Source organism: Phenylobacterium terrae (assembly GCF_042681205.1).
Classification (GTDB): domain Bacteria; phylum Pseudomonadota; class Alphaproteobacteria; order Caulobacterales; family Caulobacteraceae; genus Phenylobacterium; species Phenylobacterium terrae.
Genome location: NZ_JBHUEY010000001.1, coordinates 725,650 through 744,674 on the forward strand (window position 1 = coordinate 725,650; position 19,025 = coordinate 744,674).

Genomic DNA, 19,025 nt, shown 5'->3' on the forward strand with positions numbered 1-19,025 from the left:
GTTACCTAGAGGTTAATGCGGTGGGCGGGGCCTCGCAGAAGGCCGGCCCCGCCATGACTGGGGGTGGGACCTTGAACATCTTCGACATCATCAGATCCGTTCTGCTCTGCCTCGCGCTCGGCCTGTTCGTCGGCGCGACCGCGGCCATCGGCGCCCGCGTTTTCGGCATCGAGCCGGCCCCTCCGGGCGCGGTCGGAGCGGTCGTCGGCGTCCTCGCCGCGGCGCTGATCGTCCGGCGCGGCCGGGAGGCCTGACGGACTCGGGACCCGGTTCCCCACTTGAATCGAAGAACGGCGTTACCACGTCAACGGTGACGCTTGTCTGGCGCGCTCGGCGCCGCGGGGAAACGGGAGGGGCCGGTGGAGCTCGCCGACGCCAGGATCCATGTCCGGCTCAAGCTGGCCGCCCTGTGGACGGCCGTGATGCTGCTCTATGCGTACAACGACCTGTTCCTGCTCTACACCCCCGGCGCGCTCGAGGGCGTGATGGCCGGCAAGATGGGCGCGCTGCCGCCGACCAGCCAGGGACTGCTCTTCGCGTTCGCGCTTTCGATCGCGATCCCCTGCCTGATGATCCCGATGTCGCTGCTTCTGAGGGCCGGCGCGGCGCGCTGGGCCAACATCGTCGTCGGCGCGATCTACGCCTTGATGATCCTGGGCACGTTGTGGGGAATGTGGGCCTTCTACATTTTCCTCGGTCTGCTCGAGGTGGCGATGACCCTGGCTATCGTGGGCCTTGCATGGACATGGCCAAGGCAGGCTGGCGATATCTCGGGCGCACCTCCCGGCTAAGGGCGCCGGCGGGATTCGCAGGAGGGAAGCATGGCCGTGAAGCTGTTCGGGTGCGTCTGTGACCAGTTCCACAGCCCCGGCGCCGGGCTCGGGATGGCGGGAGACCGCGTCAGCGTCCCGGTGCCGTTCTACGTCATTGAGCATCCCAGTGGCGTGGCGGTGTTCGACTGCGGCCTGCACGCCGACATGATGCAGGCGGACGATCCCTATCGCCGCCGCCTGCGCAGCCAGGAGATGGACGTCAGCCTGGCGCCGGAGGAGACGGTCACCCGCTCGCTCGAGCGGCTGGACATCGACCCGGCCGCCGTACGCTTCGCCGTGCTCTCGCACCTGCACTTCGACCACGCCGGCGGTCTCAACGAGCTGCCCAACGCCACCATCGTCGTGCAGGCCAGGGAGTGGGCGGCCGGGTCCGACGACGAACTCGCGGCCCGCTACTTCCTGCCGCGCCGCTTCTTCGACCTGGGCCATCAGGTGCGCCAGGTCGACGGCGAGCACGACCTGTTCGGCGACGGATCGGTCACCCTCCTGCCGAGCTACGGCCACACGCCCGGCCACCAGTCCCTGCAGGTCCGCACCGAGGCCGGCGACTACATCCTGACCGCCGACGCCTGCTACAACTGCCGGACCGCAGAGACCCGCGAGTTCCCCGCCCACTTCGACGGCCCGGCCATGAACCGCTCGCTGGACGCCCTGCTCGCCCGGCGCGGCCCGGACACCCTGGTGATCTACGGCCACGACCCGGACCAGTGGGGCGAGCGCGCGCTCCTGAGCTCGAGCCGCGGGTAGGCGGGCGGGCGCCATGAACAACGTCGTCGTCTACCTCGTCGGCCCCCCTGGCGTCGGCAAGTACACCGTCGGCAAGCTGATCGCAGACCGTCTCTCGGCGAAGCTTCTGGACAACCACTTCTGGTGCAACCCGATCTTCGAGGTGGTCGAACCTGACGGGACAGCCCTGCCGGCGGGCGTGTGGGACAGGGCGAACGACGTCATGTCCGCGGTGCTGGAGACGGTCGCGCGCTTCGGACCGGCCGGGCGCAACTACGTCTTCACACATGCGGTCTCGGACCCGGGCGGCCACGCTCTCGACTGGGTCATAGCCGGGCAGATCCTCTGGGTCGCCGAGCGGAGGGGGGCGAGCCTTCTCGTGGTCCGTCTCGCCTGCGGCGAAGAGCAGCTCCGGGAGAGGATCGCCCGCGAGGAGCGTCGCCGCCGGTTCAAGACCACGGACGCCGGAATGGCCGACTCGCTGGCGTCCCTAGGCCCCTTTCCGATCAACCACGACTGGATCCTCGACCTGGACACCAGCGGCCTCAGCGCGGCCGAGACGGCGGATCGGATCGAGACGGAGCTGATCTCCCGTCTGCATGCGTAGGTCCGATCCCACTACTCGCGGATGTTGGACGAAACATCGCGGAAAACTACCTCCCCCGCGCAGCGGCGGGAGGTAGGTCCGCTCTCCTCCGCCCTTAGTCCAGAGCCCCGATGTACGGCAGGCCCCGCAGCTCGCCCGCGCGGTCCATGCCGTAGCCGACGAGGAACCTCGCCGGCGCCTCCCAGGCCACGAAATCCGGCTCCATGGCGCGCTGGGTGGGCCAGGGCTTGCGGGCGAAGACGGCGGTGAGGACGTCGGCGGCGCCGGCGTCGCGGACGAGGCGGGCGGCCTCGCTGAGCGAGAGGCCGGTGTCGAAGACGTCGTCCAGCACCAGCGCCTTGCGGCCCATCAGGGGGCGCTGCAGGTCGGCGCGGACCTCGCAGCGGCCGAGGCTGGCCCGGGCGTCGCCGTAGGAGGCCAGCCAGAGGGCGTCGAAGCGGACGTTGCGGCCGACCCGGGCGAGGGCCCGGGTCAGGTCGGCGGCGAACCACAGGCCGCCGGTCAGCAGACAGACGGCGACGGTCTCGTCGTCGGTGCGCGGGGCGATCTCGCGGGCCAGCGCGGCCACGCGCGCCTGCACCTCTTCCTCCGTCAGCAGGACGGTCGGGGTGTCAGCCATGCGGCGTTAGAGCGTGCGGCGAGTCCACCGGCAAGGGCTGGGCCTCGGCCGGGCCCGGCGCGTGGACCGCGGGCGCGGGCTCGAGGCTCTTGCGCAGCGAGAGGGCCCCGGCGGTGTCGCCCTTGGCCTGGGCCGCCGCGGGCGCCTGGCCGGCCCCAGGCGCGAGGTCGGTGGCGAAGCTCACCTCCAGCTCGGCGGCGGTGGACGGCGGGTCGGGGATGACCAGGCCGAAGTGGCGCGCCTGGCCGGGCGGGATGCGCGGGTCGGCGGGACGGGCGATCCTGGTCACCAGCGGCCGGCCCTGCTTGTTCAGCAGGGTCATCTTCAGCGGCGGCGAGGTGATGGTGCGGCCCTCGACGTTGCGGATCGTGCCGGTGACCGAATAGGCGGCGTGGCCGTCCTTCAGCGCCGTCTCCACCGTCAGCCCCTCGATGGCCAGGCCCAGCTGGTTCACCGGCATGCCGACGCCGGCGTAGGCCGCCGCGGTCTGCGGCCACAGCCGCACCACGTCGACCCGGAACACCACCGCCGCGCCGAGGGTCAGGACCAGCACCGCCGCCATGCCGGCCCAGACCACGCCCACCGCCACCGCCTCGCGCATGCGGCGGCTGGTCTCGGTCTTGGCGCGGAACACCTTGGGCAGGGCCTCGCCCGGCAGCTCGGCGAGCGGGGCCTCCTCGAACTGGATCTCGTCGGCGTCGTCGCGGGCCGCGGCGGCGGCCTCGCCGTCCTCCGTCAGCTCCAGCTCCGCGACCTCGGCGTGGGCCGTCCAACGCTTTCCGCAGGCGGAGCATTTCACCGTCCGCCCGTCAGGCGGGATCTTCGCCGCATCGACGAAATAGCTGGTGGCGCAGTCGGGACAGGTCAGTATCATGACAGCCGAATCGGACGCTCCAGCAACCTCCTCCGAGGTCGCCGATTTCGGCCTTCATGTCCAGAAACCCTCACGCCGCACTGGCGCAAGACGCCGAAACGGCCATTGTCCGCTTCGATGACGTCTCGATGCGCTATGGCCGTGCTCCCGAGACCTTGAAGGACCTTTCCTTCTCTTTAACCCCAGGGTCTTTCCACTTCCTCACCGGGCCGTCCGGCGCAGGCAAGAGCTCGCTCCTGAAGCTGATCTACCTCGCCGCCCGCCCGTCCAAGGGCCTCTTGCACCTGTTCGGCCAGGATGTGAGCCGCGCGCCCGCCGTCGAGCGGCCCGCGCTGCGGCGGCGGATCGGGGTGGTGTTCCAGGAACTGCTGCTGCTCGACCACCTCTCGGCCTTCGACAACGCCGCCCTGCCGCTGCGCATCGCCGGCGGCCGGCCGGACGAGTACCGCCAGGACGTGGCCGAGCTGCTCACCTGGGTGGGCCTCAGAAGCCGCATGCACGCCATGCCCGCGACCTTGGCCGGCGGCGAGAAGCAGCGTCTGGCGATCGCCCGCGCCGTCGTCGCCCGGCCCGAGATCCTGCTGGCGGACGAGCCGACGGGCAACGTCGACCACGAGATGGCGGTGCGCATCCTGCGCCTGTTCGTCGAGCTCAACCGGCTCGGAACCACCATCGTCATCGCCACCCACGACCAGGACATGGTGGCCCGCTCGGGGATGCCGGTGCTGCACATCGAAGAGGGCCGGCTCGTCCACCACGGCCTGCCTGGGGAGGCCGGTTGAGCGACTTCTTCGACCCCGGCCGCTGGAAGCCGGCGCCCTTCCTGCCGGCCAGCGACGCGCGCGACGGGGCCCTGACCTTCGTCATCGCGGTGCTGTGCTTCCTCGCCTGCCTGACGGCGCTGGGGGTGATCGCGGCCGACCGGGCCTCGCGCGGCTGGACCGACCAGCTCACCGGCGAGGCGACCGTGGTCGTCCGGCCCAAGAGCAACGAGACGCCGGATTCGGCCGCCGCCCGCGCCGCCGAGACCCTGGCGGGCGTGCCCGGCGTCACGGAGGCGCGCGCCATCGAGGCCGATAAGGCCGAGGCGCTGATCGCCCCCTGGCTGGGCGACGTGGCCGACCTGGAGGACCTGCCGGTTCCGCGGCTGGTGGCCGTCGTGCTCGACCCGCAGACGCCGGCCTCCAAGCGGGACATGGACCGGGCGCTGAAGAGCCAGGGGCTGGACGCGCTGGTCGACGACCATAGCGCCTGGATGGCGGACATCCAGCGCAGCGCCGGGATGACCCGCTGGATCGGGGCGGCCATCTTCCTGATGATCGCCGCCGCGGCCGGTGCCGTGGTGGCCTTCGCCACCCGGGCCGGCATGGCCGCGCGGCGCGAGGTGGTGGAAGTGCTGCACCTGACCGGCGCCGAGGACGCCTTCATCGCCCGGCTGTTCCAGACCAGGTTCGCGCTGATGGCCGCCCGGGCGGGGTTGCTCGGCGCCGGCGCGGCGGCCATTGTCGGGGCGGGTCTGCGCCTGGCGGGGGGCGGCGCGGGCCTGACGCCGGTGCTCCCGGTCGCCTGGAGCGACCTGCTGGCCGTCCTGCCCTGTCCCCTGGTGGCGGCGGCGGTGGCCGCCGTGGCCGCCCGCGCCACCGCCGCAGCGCTGATCCGGGAGCTGGTATGAGGACCATCGCAGGGCTTCTGGTCCTGGCCATGATCTGGGCCGTGGGGCTGTGGGCCTTCGTCGAGCGCGTGGACCGCTCGACGCCGGCGCCCGAGCCGCAGGCCGCGGACGGGATCGTCGCCCTGACCGGCGCCGGCTCCAACGAGCGGATCGGCGCGGCCATGAACCTGCTGGAAGCCGACAAGGGCGAGCGGATGCTGGTCTCCGGCGTCAACCGCGAGGCCAGCCGCGAGGACATCCGCACCGTCTCGCGGGCGGTGCGCGCGCTCTATGACTGCTGCGTGGACCTGGGGTTCGAAGCCGCCAACACGGTGGGCAACGCCAAGGAGACCGCCGAGTGGGCCAGGGCGATGCGCTACGACAGCCTGATCGTGGTGACCGCCGACTACCACATGCCGCGGGCGATGCTGGAACTGCGCGGGGCGATGCCCGACATCGAGCTGCAGGCCTACCCCGTGCGCACCTCGGTGATCGACGCCTCGCGCTGGTGGCGGACGGCCCGGGGCGCGCGGCTGATGGTGATGGAGTATTCCAAGTACCTGGCGATCCTCGGCCGCGAAGCCGTCCTCAGCCTCGGTCCGCGGCGGGAGGAGGAGCCCGCCCCCGCTTCGCAGGAGTCCGCCGCCCCGTGATCATGGTCCGCTCGCTGGCCTTCGCCGCCGCCTTCTATCTGTGGTCCGCCCTGCTGGCGATCGCCGCCACCCCGCTGCTGCTGGGACCGGCGCGCTGGACGCTGTCGATGTTCGCCTTCTGGTCGCGGGGCATCAACGTCCTGCTGCGGGTGCTGTGCGACATCAGGGTCGAGGTGCGCGGCCGCGAGCACATCCCCGCCGGCGCGGCGCTGGTGGCGCCCAAGCACCAGTGCATGCTGGACGTCTTCGCCTCCTTCGCCGAGCTGCCGGCCACCGTCTATGTGATGAAGAAGGAGCTGGCCTGGATTCCCTGGTTCAGCTGGTACGCCAACAAGGTCCGCACCATCGTCATCGACCGGTCCGGCGGGGCGACCACCCTGCGCCAGATGGTGCGCGAGGCCCTGGTGCGGTTCGAAGAGGGCCGCCAGCTGGTCATCTTCCCGGAAGGCACCCGCACCAAACCCGGCGCCAAGGGCGACTACAAGCCGGGCATCGCCGCCCTCTACCGCGAGCTGGACGTCCCCGTGCACCCGGTCGCCACCAACTCCGGCGTCCACTGGCCGGCCCACGGCTTCAAGCGCTATCCGGGCACCATCGTCTTCCAGTTCCTCGAGCCGATCCCGCCGGGCCTCAAGCGCGCCGAGTTCATGCGCATCCTCGAGGAGCGGATCGAGACGGCGTCGACGAAGCTGCTGACCGAGTAGACTTGCCCTCTCCTCCCCCTCTGGGGGAGGGGGACCACGCGAAGCGTGGTGGAGGGGGCCTCGCCGTGCTAGAGCTTGGCCATGGAGGCCCCTCGGCCAACCATCGCCAGAGCACGCGCCCTAAGGCGCCAGCTTACGCCGCCAGAAGCGCGCCTCTGGGCAGCCCTTCGTCGGAAAGCGCACGGTCTTCGTTTCCGGCGACAGCATCCCGTTGGTCCCTTCGTGCTCGACTTCTACTGCGCACCGGCGCGGCTGGCGGTCGAAGTCGACGGACTCTCGCATATCGCAGGTGACCGACCCGAGCGTGACGAGCGTCGCGACGCTTGGCTCGCCCGCGAGGGCATACGTGTCCTGCGGATTGCGGCCGTACTGGTGAGGGATGACCTGGACACAGTCATTCGCACCATAGAAGCCTGGGCAGGCGATCCTTCGATGCGCTGAAGAAGGCCCCCTCCACCGCCTTCGGCGGTCCCCCTCCCCCAAAGGGGGAGGAGACGTGCGGTGTCACGGCAGCGCCTCTTCCTCTTCGCTCGCGCCGCGCGGGGTGTGCGCGGCCATGGCCAGCTCGCGGGCCTCGACCATGTGCAGCAGCTTTTCCATGGCGACGTCGTGGATGCCTTCCTCGCGCAGGTGCATGACGAGGTCGCGCAGGTAGTCGACATTGGGGCCGGAGAGGCCGACGGCGCCGGCGATCAGTTCGGCCTGGCGGTCCAGCGACAGCATGCCGGCCCACTGCGGATGGCGCATGTCCGAGAGGAAGACCAGGGTCGGCACGCGGCGGCCGTCGGCCAGCCGCACGTGGGCGGCGCTCTCCACATAGGTCTCGGTGGGCTGCTCGCGCTCGCGCAGATAGGCGTAGACCTCCGGCCAGTCGGCCTCGGCCACCTGATAGGCGACGCCGCGCGTGGAGCCGCCGGGGGCCAGCCCCAGCACCAGGCCGGGCCGCTGGTAGGTGCCGCGGTGATGGACCGAATAGATGCAGAAGGCGCGGCGACGTCCGTGTAGGGTGGCGGGCCGGCGCTCTTGATAGGCGAAGCCCGGGCGCCACATGAGCGAGCCGTAGCCAAACACCCACCGACCCTGGTCCACGCAAACGCCCTCCGACGACGAGTTCCGATGTCTCTGCCCGATACCGATCCCGGCCGCAAACCGCGGCGCCTCGGCCTCATCCTGCCGTTCGTCATCGCCGCCCTGCTGATCATCGCCTGGTCGATCGGCTGGTTCTGGCTGCGCAGCCAGGCCGAGCGGGGCATGGACGCCCAGGTCGAGCAGATGCGCGCCTCCGGCTACGAGATCAGCTGGAAGCAGCGCAAGGTCGGCGGCTATCCCTTCCGCCTGAACGTCAGCCTGACGGAGGCCCGCATCCGCGAGCCCTCCGGCTGGGGCCTGGCGGCGCCGAGGCTCGAGGCCCAGGCGCCGGTCTATTCGCTGGGCAACTGGATCGCGGCCGCGCCGGAGGGCCTCACCTTCACCCGCCCGATCGGCGGTCCGGTGGAGATGAAGGGCCGGCTGATCCGCGCCAGCATCGGCGACCTCGCCGGCAGCCCGCCGAGCTTCTCCTTCGAGGGCCGCGGCCTGACCTTCGCCCCCGGCGCCGGGGCCCAGCCCTTCGCCCTCTCGGCAGCCGAGCTGGTCGAGCTGCACCTGCGCGCCATGCCGGAGGACCAGGGCGTGGTCCGCTTCCGCGTCGATCAGGGCAAGGCGCGGCTCTCGGGCCTGTTCGCCCGGATCGCGGGCGACAAGCCGGTGTCGATGATCTTCGAAGGTGTGATGAGCGAGGCCAGCAGCTTCCGCGGCCGCGACTGGGCCTCGGCGGTGCGGGCCTGGGTGGACGCCGGCGGCCAGATGAGCGTGCGCCAGGGCGGCATCACCGCCGGCGAGGCGCTGATCGGCGCCCAGAGCGGGACGCTGACGGTCGGCTCGGATGGGCGGCTGCGCGGCACGCTGGACGCCTCGCTGCAGCAGGCCCCGCGCGCCCTGGAGGCCATGGGCGAGACCGGCGTCATCCCCGAGGACGCCGCGCAGGCCGCCTCCATCGTCGCCCAGGCGCGCGCCGTGGGCGGCGACCTGGCCAGGGCCACCCTCACCTTCCAGGCCGGACAGACGACGCTGGGGCCGGTGGCCGTCGGCCCCGCGCCACGGGTTTATTGATCCCCAAACGCCGCGCAAAGCGCCGCAGCCGAGGAAAGAAATTGCGCAGCTGGCGGCTTTGACCTAGGTCGCACGCTTCGTCTTCGGGGGAAGAAATGGCCGACGCGGAGTCCAAGCCCGCCGCCCAACCGCTCGACGCCGTGAGGGCGCGCATCGACGAGATCGACGCCGAGCTGCTGCGCCTGGTGGACGAGCGCGCCGGCCTGGCCATCGAAGTGGCCAAGGCCAAGGCGGCGGCCGGAGAGGGCGACCGCTTCGCCCTGCGCCCCGGCCGCGAGGCCCAGCTTTTGCGCAAGCTGCTCTCCCGCGGCCGCCGCGCGGCCCCGCCCGGGCTGGTCGTGCGCATCTGGCGCGAGCTGATCGGCGACAGCCTGTCCCGCCAGGGCCCCTTCCATCTTTCCGTCTGGGGCGGCTCGCGCGCCGTCGAGCTGGCCCGCGCGCGGTTCGGCGTCGCCCCCCGGCTGGCGCTCGCCGCCAAGCCGGAGGACGCCCTGGCCGCCGCCAGGTCGCTGGGCGGGGTGGCCGTCATCGCCCTGGCCCGCGACAGCGCCTGGTGGGGCCGGCTGCTGGCCGAGCCCAGGCTGAAGGTGTTCGCCGCCCTCCCCTGCCTCGCCGCCTGGGGCCCGATGTCGGCGCTGGCCGTCGCCGAGGTGGAGGTGGAGCCGACCGGCTCGGACGTCACCTTCTGGGTCACCGACGCCCCGGGCCCGGCCGCGCCGATCCTGACCGCCCTCAGCCGCGACGGCGTCGCCGCCAGCCTGATGGTCGAGGCGGGCGGCCTGAAGCTCTTCACCCTGGCCGGCTACTACATGGCCGACGACGAGCGGCTGGCCCGGGCGCCGGGCCGGCTGAGCGGCGTGATCGGGGCTGCGCCCTCGCCGCTGGACGTGTAAGAGGCGGCTTAGCCGTCATGACTGAAACGCTTTCCCCCGACGCGCGCGCCCGCGCGCCCCGCCCGCTGCCCAAGCCCGGCATCCTCGACATCGCCCAGTACGTGCCCGGCAAGTCCGCGGCCGAGGGCGTGGTCGACCCGGTGAAGCTGTCCGGCAATGAGAACATCCTCGGCTCCTCGCCCAAGGCGCGGGAAGCCTACGCCTCGGCCATCGACCAGCTCCACCTCTATCCGGACGGCCGCGCGAACATCCTTCGCGAGGCGGTCTCGGCGACGTTCAAGCTGCCGCCGCAGAACCTGGTCTTCGGCTGCGGCTCGGACGAGCTGATCCACCTGATCGCCCAGGTGTTCCTCGAGCCCGGCGACAACATCGTCCAGGCCGAGTACGCCTTCGGCGCCTACGCCATCGCCGCGCGAGCCTGCCAGGGCGAGGTGCGCAGCGCGCCCGAGCCCAACTTCCGCATCGAGGTCGACGGGCTGCTGGAGCTGGTGGACGAGCGCACCCGCCTGGTGTTCGTCACCAACCCGGCCAATCCCACCGGCACCTTTCTGACCGGCGAGGAGCTGCGCCGCCTGCAGGCGGCCCTGCCGCCCGGCGTCGCGCTGGTGATCGACGCCGCCTACTGCGAGTTCGCCGACGATCCGAACTTCGACATCGGCCTGGAGCTGGCCCAGGAGGTGGAGAATGTCATCGTCACCCGCACCTTCTCCAAGCTGCATGGCCTGGCGGCCCTGCGGGTCGGCTGGGCCTATGCCCCGGAGCCGATCATCGACGCCGTCGAGCGCATCCGCGCCCCGTTCAACGTCAACATCCCGGCCCAGCTGGCCGCCGTCGCCTCGCTCGGCGACGAGGAATTCCAGCAGAAGTCCATCGCGCTGGTCCGCCAGTGGCGGCCCTGGCTCGTCCAGCAGCTCGGCGGGATCGGGCTCGACGTGATCCCCAGCCAGGCCAACTTCATCCTGGTGGGCTTCCCGCCGGGCAAGAGCGCGGCCGAGGCCGAGGCCTTCCTGGCCCGACGGGGCCTGATCATCCGCGGGCTCGCCGGCTACGGCCTGCCCAACCACCTGCGCCTGACCATCGGCCGCGAAGAGCACAACCGGGCCATGGTCGAGGCCCTCGCCGACTTCCTGAAGGCGTGAGGGCGATGGCCGAGGTCATCTACCCCCGCATGGCCGTCATCGGGTGCGGCCTGATCGGCTCGTCGGTGATCCGGGCGGTCCGCCGGGCCGGCGTCGTGGAGACCATCGTGGTCGCCGACGCGAGCTCCGCCGTGCGCGACCGCGTCGCCGAGCTGGGCTTCGCCGACGAGGTGACGGGCTCGGTGGCCGACGCGGTGAAGGACGCGGACCTGGTCGTGCTGGCGGTGCCGGTGCTGGCGATGGAGGCGGTCGCCAAGGCCGCCGCGGGATCGCTGAAGGCCGGCGCCACCGTCACCGACGTCGGCTCGGTGAAGGGGCAGGTCTCCGAGGCGCTGGCGCGCAACCTGCCGGACAGCGTCTTCATCGTCCCCGGCCACCCGATCGCCGGCACCGAGCAGTCCGGCCCCGACGCCGGCTTCGCCGAGCTGTTCGACAAGCGCTGGACCATCCTCACGCCCCTGCCCCGCCAGGACGATCCCTACCTGGAGGCGGTGCAGCAGCTCGCCGACTTCTGGACGGCCCTGGGCGCCAACGTCGACCGGATGGACGATAAGCACCACGACCTCGTCCTGGCCGTCACCAGCCACCTGCCCCACCTGATCGCCTACAACATCGTCGGCACGGCCGCCGATCTGGAGGAGGTCGCCCGCGCCGAGGTGATGAAATACTCCGCCGGCGGCTTCCGCGACTTCACCCGCATCGCCGCCTCCGACCCGACCATGTGGCGGGACATCTTCCTGGCCAACAAGGACGCGGTGCTGGAGATCCTGGGGCGGTTCACCGAGGACCTGCAGGCCCTCTCGCGCGCCATCCGCTGGGGCGAGGGCGACAAGCTGTTCGAGCTGTTCTCGCGCACCCGGGAGATCCGCCGCGGGGTCATCGCCGCCGGCCAGGAGAGCCCCGAGCCCAACTTCGGCCGCGACCGCGAGCGCCACTAGCTCCGAACGTCGTTACGGCAATACGGCTGCAACATCGGACCGGCCATCTGACCGCCCGGGCCGGCGCCATGAAGAGATGCCGTCCGCGTTATCGAGGAGCCTTTCCATGCGTATCGTCATCGTCGCCGCGGCCCTGGCCGCCTTCGCCACCGCCGCGTCGGCCCAGGGCTTCGACCCGGCCGCCATCTTCAAGCAGTTCGACGCCAACAACGACGGCGGCATCAGCAAGGAAGAATGGACCGCCGCCGGCCGACCGGCCGAGCGCTTCGACGCCGTCGACACCGACAAGGACGGCAAGGTCAGCCAGGCGGAGCTCACCGCCGCCATCCAGAAGATGATGCAGCAGGGCGGGCAGTAGGCGGCGAAGCGCCCCCTCCACCGCCTTCGGCGGTCCCCCTCCCCCGCAAGCGGGGGAGGATCTTTGGCGCATCAGCTCCTCCCCCGACGCGAAGCCGACGGGGGAGGTGGATCGACGCGAAGCGGCGAGACGGAGGGGGCGCTCAGGCTTGAGGCGTCTCCCCGGCGCCGCTAGCATTGCGTCGCCGGGCCCACGCGGGCGCCCGGTGAGACGGCCCAGCCGTCCAAGACCCGCTCCAACGGCCCGCCGCCCGCGGCGGGGCTGGGAGCGCGAGCATGGATGTCGGCAAGGCCGTGGAGAACGCCACCACTTCGAACCCGTCGCAAGGGCTCGTGCCCTTTGGCGAGGCCGTGCGCGTCTGGGCGCGCATCGCGGCCCTGAGCTTCGGCGGGCCGGCCGGCCAGATCGCGGTGATGCACCGCATCCTGGTGGAGGAGAAGCGCTGGCTCGGCGAGCGGCGGTTCCTGCACGCCCTCAACTACTGCATGCTGCTGCCTGGCCCCGAGGCCCAGCAGCTGGCCATCTACATCGGCTGGCTGATGAACCGGACGGCCGGCGGGCTCGCAGCGGGCGCGTTGTTCGTGCTGCCGGGCTTCCTGGCCATCATGGCCCTCAGCATCCTCTACGCCCTCTACGGCCAGCTCGGGCCGGTCAGCGCGCTGTTCTTCGGACTGAAGGCCGCCGTGCTGGTGGTCGTGGTGCAGGCGGTGATCCGGGTCGGGAGCCGGTCGCTGCGCAACCCGGTGATGATCGCCCTGGCCGCCGCGGCCTTCCTGGCCATCTACGCCTTCGACGCCCCCTTCCCGCTGATCATCCTCGCCGCCGCCGTCATCGGCTTCGTCGGCGGCCGCGCCGGGCTCGCCGCCTTCCAGGCCGGCGGCGGGCACGGGCCGAAGGCGGCGACCCAGGTGGACGACGCCGACACCCTGCTGGGCGAGGAGACGCCCGACCACGCCCGGCCGAACCTCGCCTGGGCGCTCCGCATCGGGGCCGTCCTGCTGCTCCTCTGGCTGGTTCCGGTGCTGGGGCTGGGGACGCTGCTCGGCTGGGACAACGTCTTCAGCAAGATCGCGGTCTTCTTCTCGAAGATGGCGGTGGTGACCTTCGGCGGCGCCTACGCCGTGCTGGCCTACGTCGCGCAGGAGGCGGTGGAGACCTTCGGCTGGCTCAGGCCTGGCGAGATGCTGGACGGCCTCGGCATGGCCGAGACGACGCCGGGTCCCTTGATCATGGTCACCCAGTTCGTCGGCTTCATGGGCGCCTACCGGGGCGCGACCGGCCTCGACCCGCTGGCGGCCGGGATCCTCGGCGGCGTCCTCACCACCTGGGTCACCTTCACCCCCTGCTTCCTGTGGATCTTCCTCGGCGCGCCCTTCGTCGAGGCGCTGCGCGGGGCGAAGGCGCTGAACGCGGCGCTGGCGGCCATCACCGCCGCGGTGGTCGGCGTGATCCTCAACCTCGCCGTCTGGTTCGCCCTGCACGTGGTGTTCAGAGAGGTGCTGGAGGTCGGCGCGGGCCCGCTGAGCCTGGACGTCCCCGTGCTGGCGAGCGTGAACTGGGCCAGCCTCCTGCTCTCCCTCGCCGCCGCCGTCGCCGCCTTCCGGTTCAAGGTCGGGGTGATCCCTCTGCTGCTGGCCTGCGCCGCGGCGGGCGTGGCGCTGCACGTGGCGGGGGTGGTCTAGGCTCTTCGTCATCCCGGACGGCCCGCAAGGCCGATCCGGGACCCAGACTCCGGGGCCCTGGGTCCCGGCTCTTCGGCTGGGATGACGGGGAGGTTTCAGGCGCTCTGCGCCGATGCGTCCTTCTTCAGGAACTCCGCGATCGTCTCGATGCCCTCGACCAGGCTGACGCGCTGGAGCGTCACGCCCTCTGGCAGGCCGGAGAACAGGCGCGTAGGCGCGGCGGCGTCGAGCATCACGAACACGCCCTTGTCGTCGGCCCGGCGGATCAGCCGCCCGAAGGCCTGGGCGATGCGGGCTCTTGCGACCGCATCGTCGTAGCCCTTGCCGCCGAAGCGGGTGCGGCGGGCCTTGTGGAGGATGTCGGGCCTCGGCCAGGGGACGCGGTCGAAGACGAGCAGGCGCAGGGAGCGGCCCGGCACGTCCACGCCGTCACGGACGGCGTCGGTGCCGAGCAGGCAGGCGTCCTCCTCGGCCCGGAAGATATCGACGAGGGCGCCGACCTCCAGCGGGTCGACGTGCTGGGCGTAGAGGGCCAGGCCCTTGTCGGCCAAGGGAGCTGCGATCTTTTCGTGCACGGCCCGCAGGCGCCGGATGGCGGTGAAGAGGCCCAGGCCCCCGCCGCCAGCCGCCAGGAACAGCTCGCGCATCGCCGCCGCGATCTGCCGCGGATCGTCCCTGGCCACGTCGGTGACCACCAGCGCCCGGGCGTTGGCGGCGTAGTCGAACGGCGAGCTCAGGCGGATGGTCTTGGGCCGATCCGGCAGGCGGGCCGCGCCGGTGCGCATCTCGGCCAGCGCGAAGGGATCGTCTAGCGTCGGGTCGGCAAGCGTCGCGCTGGTCACCAGCACCCCGTGCGCCGGCGCGATCACCGCGTGCGTCAGCGGCTCGGTGGGGTCGACCCAGTGGCGCCGGCAGGCGGCGTCCACCACCCGCCCGTAGAGGAAGGTGGCGTCGAACCAGTCGACGAAGTCCGGGTCGTCCTCGGCGTCCTCGTCGATGGCCCGCAGCATCGAGCGCCAGGCCGGCAGGGTCATGCGGGCGCGCCGGTCGAGGCCGCGCAGGGCGCCTTCGATCCGCGCCCGGTCGCCGGGGGCCAGCGTCGCGGCCTCCTCGTCCAGCAGGTCCTCAAGGGCGCGGGCGAGCGCCAGCAGAGGCGCCTCGATGCGGCCCAGGGCCTCGGCGGCCTCCCGGGCGCTCTCGCGGACCAGGTCGATGGCGGGTCTGGCCTGGCACTCCATGCCGACTTCGGAGGGGGCGGCGCGGGCCCGCAGCTGCTCCAGCACCGCCACCAGGAACCGCTCGATCGGCCCGATGGGGTTCACCTCGCCGGTGGCGGGCGCGATCCGGCCCGACCAGCCCTCGCCCGGCAGGACGGCGGCGGCGCGGGTGGCCTCGATCAGCGACTGGGCCGCGAACTCGTGGTCGCCGACCACCTCCATCAGCCGCGCCTCCAGGCCCCGGCCCCGGCGGCCGCGCCCCTCGGGCCCGCGGATCCAGCGGCGCATCTCGGCGGCCTCGGCGCCGGAGAGGGCGGCCGCGAAGGCGCTGTCGGCCGCGTCGAACAGGTGGTGGCCCTCGTCGAACACGATCCGCTTCAGGTGGGTCGTCTCGCCGTCGGCCTTGGAGCCGCGCGCCGCCCGGGCGCGGTCGAAGGCGGCCTGGGTCAGCACCAGGGCGTGGTTGGCGATCACCAGGTCGGCCCGCCGCGAGCCGCGGATCGCCTTCTCGACGAAGCAGGCGCGGTAGTGGGGGCAGCCGGCGTGGACGCACTCGCCGCGCCGGTCGACCAGGTTCTGCGGGCTCGCCTGCGCCGCAGGGGCGATGGCGAACAGGCTGGGCAGCCAGGCCGGGAAATCGCCGCCGGTCATGTCCCCGTCGCGCGTCGCCCGCGCCCAACGGGCGGCCAGGGCGTGGCCCACCAGGTCCGTCCCGCCGAGCTGGGCGGTGTTGACCGCATCCTGCAGGTTCAGGAGGCACAGGTAGTTCTCGCGGCCCTTGCGGACCACGGCCTTGCGGCCGCGCACCTTGGGATCCGGGAAGATGGCGGCGCTCTCGCGCTCAATCTGCCGCTGCAGGGCGCGGGTGTAGGTGGAGACCCACACGGCCGGGCCGTTGGTTTCGGCCCACAGGGAGGCGGGCGCCAGGTATCCGAGCGTCTTGCCGACTCCGGTGCCGGCCTCGGCCAGCACCATGCGCGGCTCGCCCTCGCGCTCGCGGGGCTGGAAGGCGTAGGCCGTCTCGACGGCGAACTCGGCCTGGGCGGGGCGGGCCTCGTCGAGGCCGGCCTGGTGCAGCAGCGCCTTCAGCCGCACGGCCGCGCCTTCCGGCTCGATGGGCTTGGAGCCGGCCTCCCCGGGCGGGGCCTGGTCCTCCCATTCCGGGATGCGGGTCCACACGTCGAGGCCCGAGCCGCGGAAGGCGTTGCCCACCGGCGCGGCGCGCAGCGCCCCGATGGCCGCGGGCCCCCAGGCCCAGCCGGCGCGGGCCAGGGTCTCGGCGACGGCCAGCGCCTCCTCCCGGCTCGGCTGCGGGGTCAGGGCCAGCTCCTCCAGCAGGATCCGGCAGGCCTGCATCAGCGCCTGGGCCTGGTGCGCGGCGCCCTTCGGCTCCGGCATGCCGAGCGCCAGCGCCAGGCCGGCCGCCGAGGGGGCGCAGAACTGCGCGGGACGGACGAAGGCGAAGAGCTCCAAGGCGTCGAAGATCCGCGGCGACCTGGCGGGCGCCTGCAGCCCGAGCCGGCGCGAGGTCATGGCCGCATGGGCGAGCAGCACCCGTCCCTGTTCCAGCAGGTCCCGCGCCTCGGGCGGCCGGACCATCTCGGCGGCGCCGGCATGGGCCACCGCGGCGCGGGGTCCCGGCAGGACCACCAGCGCGGGCGCAAGCTCCAGGGCGGGCGAGAGGGCGTTCACGCCGAGTCTCCTACCCCCGTTTGGACCGAAACGGAACGAGAACGTCACCGCGTGCGTCCATGGCCCGCAGCGGCGTTGACAGCCGCGCTTGGCGGGCGTCTCGTGGCCGCCGGGACAGCGGGAGAGCGCGATGCCGGTCAAGGTCCGCTACATTGTCCACGACGCGGACGCCGCGGTGGCCTTCTACACCGAGGCGCTCGGATTCAAGGTCGACATGCACTTCGGCTCGGGCTTCGCGGCCGTTTCGCGCGGCGACTTGCAGCTGCTGATGAACAAGCCGGGCGCTGGCGGTGCGGGCGCCTCGGACGCCCAGGGCCGCGCCCCCGAGGCGGGCGGCTGGAACCGCATCCAAATCGAGACGGACGACCTGGACGGCCTTGTCGAACAGCTCCGGGGCCGCGGGGCGAGCTTCCGCAGCGACATCGTCCAGGGCGCCGGCGGGCGCCAGATTCTGCTGGAGGACCCGTCGGGCAATCTCATCGAGCTGTTCGAGCCGCCGCGCGGGTAGGGGCCAGTTCGCCGCCTCGCCCCTCAAGAGATGGCCTCTAAATAGTCAAGTTCAAGAATTGGCGGCGCAGAGCCTGCGCTGTAGTTCTCCCGATCCTTCTCCATCAGTGCAACGCGACCGCCCTCGCGAGAGGAGGGCTTGTCGTCCGCGTCTTCATTCACAGCAAAGGACGCCTGATGCCCCGCAGCCCCGACGCCGAGTTCGAAGACCTCGGCCCTTGCCGCGTCTCCTGGAGCAGCGCCTTCCGACTTCGGTCACGGATCGTGGACCAGGATTTTCTCATTGAAGTCGCGTGGCCGCCGACGCCGATCGCGGCCGGCCAGCGGCTCCCGGTGGTGTTTGTGCTCGACGGCAATCACGCCTTCGGGATGGCTGCGGCGGCGGCCCGTTCCATCCAGTCCGGCCCGTTCCCGATGCCGCCGACGCTGGTGATCGGGATCGGCTATCACTTCAGTCGGCCAGAGGACGAGGCGCAGTGGGCGGCCTTGCGCCTCAGGGACCTCTCGCCTTGCGAGGATCGGCTCTACCAGTCGCAGGCGGGCGACGCGGCCCTGCCCTGCGGCGGCGCCGCGGACTTCCTGACCTTCATAGAGGACGAACTGAAGCCGTTCATCGCGGCTCGCTTCCCGGTCGATCTGCAGGACAGCACGGTGGTCGGCGCCTCGCTCGGCGGACTCTTCGCCCTCTTCGCGCTCTTCACCAAGCCGGCGACCTTCCAGCGCTGCATTGCGATCAGCCCCGCGATCTATTGGGGCGACGGGAAGCTGTTGGAAATCGAGGCGGAACATGCGGCGGGGCGCTCGGACCTGCCGGCGCACCTCTTCCTCGCCTCAGGCGGCCTCGAAGAGGCGCACGACCCGCGCCAGGGCTTCGTCTCGAACCTCTACAAGCTGGACGCCCTCCTAAGATCGCGCGGCTATCCCAATCTCGATGTCGCGATGCACGTGTTCGAGGGAGAGACGCACATGTCCGTCTATCCCGGCGCCGTCACGCGTGGCCTTGGCGCGGTGTTCGGCGGCTACCGTGACATGCATGACTGGTCGCGGTGGCTGGCGAGCTGATCCCGGGCGTGAAACGGAACGGGAACATGCTATAGGCGAGGCGATGGCCGAAGCCGCCGCCCCTGCGCCCGACCTGTTGCCGCCGGCCTTCGCCGACTGGTTCGCCCGTAGAGGCTGGGCGCCTCGGGCGCACCAGCTGGCGATGGTGGAGCGGGCGCTGGCCGGCCGGGACGCCCTGCTGATCGCGCCCACCGGCGGGGGCAAGACGCTGGCGGGCTTCCTGCCGAGCCTGATCGAGCTGTCGCAGCGGCCGCCGGCCAACGCGCCGCGCGGCGTCCACACCCTCTACATCTCGCCGCTGAAGGCGCTGGCGGTGGACGTGGAGCGCAACCTCATGGCCCCGATCGTGGAGATGGGGCTGAAGGTCACCGCCGAGTCCCGCACCGGCGACACCGGCGTCTCGCGCCGCCAGCGCCAGCGGGTGCACCCGCCGGACATCCTGCTGACCACGCCCGAGCAGCTGGCGCTGTTCTGCGCCTGGGAGGGCGCGCGGGCCTATTTCGAGCAGCTGTCCTGCGTGATCCTGGACGAGATCCACACCCTGCACTCCTCCAAGCGCGGCGACCTGCTGGCGCTGGACCTGGCCCGCCTACAACAGTTCGCGCCGAACATGCGCCGGGTGGGCCTCTCCGCGACGGTGGACGATCCGCAGGTGATCAAGCGGTGGATGGCCTGCCACTCTCCTCCCCCTCTGGGGGAGGGGGACCACCCGAAGGGTG

General features: G+C 72.0%; 22 protein-coding genes and 1 pseudogene. 18 read left to right on the plus strand and 5 right to left on the minus strand.

Annotated features, from left to right (window positions below; all coding sequences use genetic code 11):
• Positions 1-71: 71 nt before the first annotated feature.
• The 4 genes from ACFSC0_RS03595 to ACFSC0_RS03610 all read left to right on the plus strand — a co-directional run bounded on the left by ACFSC0_RS03595 (position 72) and on the right by ACFSC0_RS03610 (position 2,166).
• Entirely contained in the window at positions 72-254 is a 183-nt protein-coding gene (locus ACFSC0_RS03595; protein ID WP_377280479.1) for a hypothetical protein, read from the plus strand.
• A 105-nt stretch (positions 255-359) separates the two neighbouring features.
• Positions 360-791 (plus strand): DUF6326 family protein, encoded by a 432-nt coding sequence (locus tag ACFSC0_RS03600; RefSeq protein WP_377280478.1) that lies wholly within the window; start codon positions 360-362, stop codon positions 789-791.
• A 30-nt stretch (positions 792-821) separates the two neighbouring features.
• Positions 822-1,580, plus strand: a complete 759-nt coding sequence (locus ACFSC0_RS03605) for an N-acyl homoserine lactonase family protein (protein WP_377280477.1) — start codon at positions 822-824, stop codon at positions 1,578-1,580.
• Positions 1,581-1,593: 13 nt separating this feature from the next.
• Positions 1,594-2,166 carry an AAA family ATPase gene (locus tag ACFSC0_RS03610; RefSeq protein WP_377280476.1) on the plus strand — a complete coding sequence of 191 codons (573 nt, stop codon included), beginning with the start codon at positions 1,594-1,596 and terminating at the stop codon, positions 2,164-2,166.
• Between the two features lie 94 nt (positions 2,167-2,260).
• On the opposite strand, the gene ACFSC0_RS03615 is transcribed toward ACFSC0_RS03610, so the two are convergent.
• Positions 2,261-2,785, minus strand: a complete 525-nt coding sequence (locus ACFSC0_RS03615; protein ID WP_377280475.1) for a phosphoribosyltransferase — start codon at positions 2,783-2,785, stop codon at positions 2,261-2,263.
• Complete coding sequence (locus tag ACFSC0_RS03620; RefSeq protein ID WP_377280474.1) at positions 2,778-3,659, minus strand: DUF3426 domain-containing protein; 882 nt, start codon at positions 3,657-3,659, stop codon at positions 2,778-2,780. Before ACFSC0_RS03620 ends, ACFSC0_RS03615 begins: the two co-directional genes overlap by 8 nt.
• A gap of 56 nt (positions 3,660-3,715) precedes the next feature.
• On the opposite strand from ACFSC0_RS03620, the gene ACFSC0_RS03625 reads away from it, so the two are divergent.
• The 5 genes from ACFSC0_RS03625 to ACFSC0_RS03645 all read left to right on the plus strand — a co-directional run bounded on the left by ACFSC0_RS03625 (position 3,716) and on the right by ACFSC0_RS03645 (position 7,108).
• The gene (locus tag ACFSC0_RS03625) at positions 3,716-4,441 is read left to right on the plus strand and encodes a cell division ATP-binding protein FtsE (RefSeq protein WP_377355069.1); all 726 of its coding nucleotides are present in this window, start codon (positions 3,716-3,718) and stop codon (positions 4,439-4,441) included.
• Complete coding sequence (locus ACFSC0_RS03630; RefSeq protein WP_377280472.1) at positions 4,438-5,331, plus strand: cell division protein FtsX; 894 nt, start codon at positions 4,438-4,440, stop codon at positions 5,329-5,331. Before ACFSC0_RS03625 ends, ACFSC0_RS03630 begins: the two co-directional genes overlap by 4 nt.
• Positions 5,328-5,963, plus strand: a complete 636-nt coding sequence (locus ACFSC0_RS03635; protein ID WP_377280471.1) for a YdcF family protein — start codon at positions 5,328-5,330, stop codon at positions 5,961-5,963. The genes ACFSC0_RS03630 and ACFSC0_RS03635 overlap by 4 nt, the downstream gene beginning before the upstream one ends.
• Entirely contained in the window at positions 5,960-6,667 is a 708-nt protein-coding gene (locus ACFSC0_RS03640; protein ID WP_377280470.1) for a lysophospholipid acyltransferase family protein, read from the plus strand. Before ACFSC0_RS03635 ends, ACFSC0_RS03640 begins: the two co-directional genes overlap by 4 nt.
• Before the next feature lie 81 nt (positions 6,668-6,748).
• Positions 6,749-7,108: an endonuclease domain-containing protein gene (locus tag ACFSC0_RS03645; protein WP_377280469.1), complete on the plus strand. Its 360-nt coding sequence runs from the start codon at positions 6,749-6,751 to the stop codon at positions 7,106-7,108.
• Between the two features lie 63 nt (positions 7,109-7,171).
• On the opposite strand, the gene ACFSC0_RS03650 is transcribed toward ACFSC0_RS03645, so the two are convergent.
• Positions 7,172-7,756, minus strand: a complete 585-nt coding sequence (locus ACFSC0_RS03650; RefSeq protein WP_377280468.1) for a gamma-glutamylcyclotransferase — start codon at positions 7,754-7,756, stop codon at positions 7,172-7,174.
• Between the two features lie 27 nt (positions 7,757-7,783).
• On the opposite strand from ACFSC0_RS03650, the gene ACFSC0_RS03655 reads away from it, so the two are divergent.
• The 6 genes from ACFSC0_RS03655 (at position 7,784) to chrA (ending at position 13,828) form a co-directional block, all read left to right on the plus strand.
• Positions 7,784-8,818: a DUF2125 domain-containing protein gene (locus ACFSC0_RS03655; RefSeq protein WP_377280467.1), complete on the plus strand. Its 1,035-nt coding sequence runs from the start codon at positions 7,784-7,786 to the stop codon at positions 8,816-8,818.
• Between the two features lie 95 nt (positions 8,819-8,913).
• Positions 8,914-9,711, plus strand: coding sequence for a chorismate mutase (locus ACFSC0_RS03660; RefSeq protein ID WP_377280466.1), 798 nt, complete (start codon positions 8,914-8,916; stop codon positions 9,709-9,711).
• Between the two features lie 17 nt (positions 9,712-9,728).
• Entirely contained in the window at positions 9,729-10,850 is a 1,122-nt protein-coding gene (hisC, locus tag ACFSC0_RS03665; RefSeq protein ID WP_377280465.1) for a histidinol-phosphate transaminase, read from the plus strand.
• 5 nt (positions 10,851-10,855) lie between these two features.
• Positions 10,856-11,788: a prephenate/arogenate dehydrogenase family protein gene (locus ACFSC0_RS03670; RefSeq protein WP_377280464.1), complete on the plus strand. Its 933-nt coding sequence runs from the start codon at positions 10,856-10,858 to the stop codon at positions 11,786-11,788.
• Between the two features lie 106 nt (positions 11,789-11,894).
• Positions 11,895-12,146 carry an EF-hand domain-containing protein gene (locus ACFSC0_RS03675; protein WP_377280463.1) on the plus strand — a complete coding sequence of 84 codons (252 nt, stop codon included), beginning with the start codon at positions 11,895-11,897 and terminating at the stop codon, positions 12,144-12,146.
• 275 nt (positions 12,147-12,421) lie between these two features.
• Entirely contained in the window at positions 12,422-13,828 is a 1,407-nt protein-coding gene (gene chrA / locus ACFSC0_RS03680) for a chromate efflux transporter (RefSeq protein ID WP_377280462.1), read from the plus strand.
• A 7-nt stretch (positions 13,829-13,835) separates the two neighbouring features.
• Here the strand turns inward: chrA and ACFSC0_RS03685 are convergent.
• Positions 13,836-13,910 (minus strand): annotated as a pseudogene (locus tag ACFSC0_RS03685) (hypothetical protein); the annotation flags it as partial.
• A gap of 13 nt (positions 13,911-13,923) precedes the next feature.
• Entirely contained in the window at positions 13,924-16,644 is a 2,721-nt protein-coding gene (locus ACFSC0_RS03690) for an ATP-dependent DNA helicase (protein WP_377280703.1), read from the minus strand.
• A gap of 223 nt (positions 16,645-16,867) precedes the next feature.
• On the opposite strand from ACFSC0_RS03690, the gene ACFSC0_RS03695 reads away from it, so the two are divergent.
• The 3 genes from ACFSC0_RS03695 to ACFSC0_RS03705 all read left to right on the plus strand — a co-directional run.
• Positions 16,868-17,245 (plus strand): VOC family protein, encoded by a 378-nt coding sequence (locus ACFSC0_RS03695; protein ID WP_377280461.1) that lies wholly within the window; start codon positions 16,868-16,870, stop codon positions 17,243-17,245.
• A gap of 176 nt (positions 17,246-17,421) precedes the next feature.
• Complete coding sequence (locus tag ACFSC0_RS03700; RefSeq protein ID WP_377280460.1) at positions 17,422-18,306, plus strand: alpha/beta hydrolase; 885 nt, start codon at positions 17,422-17,424, stop codon at positions 18,304-18,306.
• A 43-nt stretch (positions 18,307-18,349) separates the two neighbouring features.
• Positions 18,350-19,025, plus strand: a 676-nt coding sequence (locus tag ACFSC0_RS03705) for a DEAD/DEAH box helicase (RefSeq protein ID WP_377355070.1), incomplete at its 3' end; no start/stop codon positions are given.

Excerpts from the sequence above, each read along its gene's own strand:
- chrA (WP_377280462.1), top strand. The coding sequence starts at position 12,422 with ATGGATGTCGGCAAGGCCGTGGAGAACGCCACCACTTCGAACCCGTCG.
- ACFSC0_RS03610 (WP_377280476.1), top strand. The coding sequence starts at position 1,594 with ATGAACAACGTCGTCGTCTACCTCGTCGGCCCCCCTGGCGTCGGCAAG.
- ACFSC0_RS03625 (WP_377355069.1), top strand. The coding sequence starts at position 3,716 with ATGTCCAGAAACCCTCACGCCGCACTGGCGCAAGACGCCGAAACGGCC.
- ACFSC0_RS03605 (WP_377280477.1), top strand. The coding sequence starts at position 822 with ATGGCCGTGAAGCTGTTCGGGTGCGTCTGTGACCAGTTCCACAGCCCC.
- ACFSC0_RS03645 (WP_377280469.1), top strand. The coding sequence starts at position 6,749 with ATGGAGGCCCCTCGGCCAACCATCGCCAGAGCACGCGCCCTAAGGCGC.
- ACFSC0_RS03675 (WP_377280463.1), top strand. The coding sequence starts at position 11,895 with ATGCGTATCGTCATCGTCGCCGCGGCCCTGGCCGCCTTCGCCACCGCC.
- ACFSC0_RS03615 (WP_377280475.1), bottom strand. The coding sequence starts at position 2,785 with ATGGCTGACACCCCGACCGTCCTGCTGACGGAGGAAGAGGTGCAGGCG.
- ACFSC0_RS03635 (WP_377280471.1), top strand. The coding sequence starts at position 5,328 with ATGAGGACCATCGCAGGGCTTCTGGTCCTGGCCATGATCTGGGCCGTG.
- ACFSC0_RS03655 (WP_377280467.1), top strand. The coding sequence starts at position 7,784 with ATGTCTCTGCCCGATACCGATCCCGGCCGCAAACCGCGGCGCCTCGGC.
- ACFSC0_RS03620 (WP_377280474.1), bottom strand. The coding sequence starts at position 3,659 with ATGATACTGACCTGTCCCGACTGCGCCACCAGCTATTTCGTCGATGCG.
- ACFSC0_RS03695 (WP_377280461.1), top strand. The coding sequence starts at position 16,868 with ATGCCGGTCAAGGTCCGCTACATTGTCCACGACGCGGACGCCGCGGTG.
- ACFSC0_RS03660 (WP_377280466.1), top strand. The coding sequence starts at position 8,914 with ATGGCCGACGCGGAGTCCAAGCCCGCCGCCCAACCGCTCGACGCCGTG.
- ACFSC0_RS03690 (WP_377280703.1), bottom strand. The coding sequence starts at position 16,644 with ATGGTCCGGCCGCCCGAGGCGCGGGACCTGCTGGAACAGGGACGGGTG.
- ACFSC0_RS03700 (WP_377280460.1), top strand. The coding sequence starts at position 17,422 with ATGCCCCGCAGCCCCGACGCCGAGTTCGAAGACCTCGGCCCTTGCCGC.
- ACFSC0_RS03670 (WP_377280464.1), top strand. The coding sequence starts at position 10,856 with ATGGCCGAGGTCATCTACCCCCGCATGGCCGTCATCGGGTGCGGCCTG.
- hisC (WP_377280465.1), top strand. The coding sequence starts at position 9,729 with ATGACTGAAACGCTTTCCCCCGACGCGCGCGCCCGCGCGCCCCGCCCG.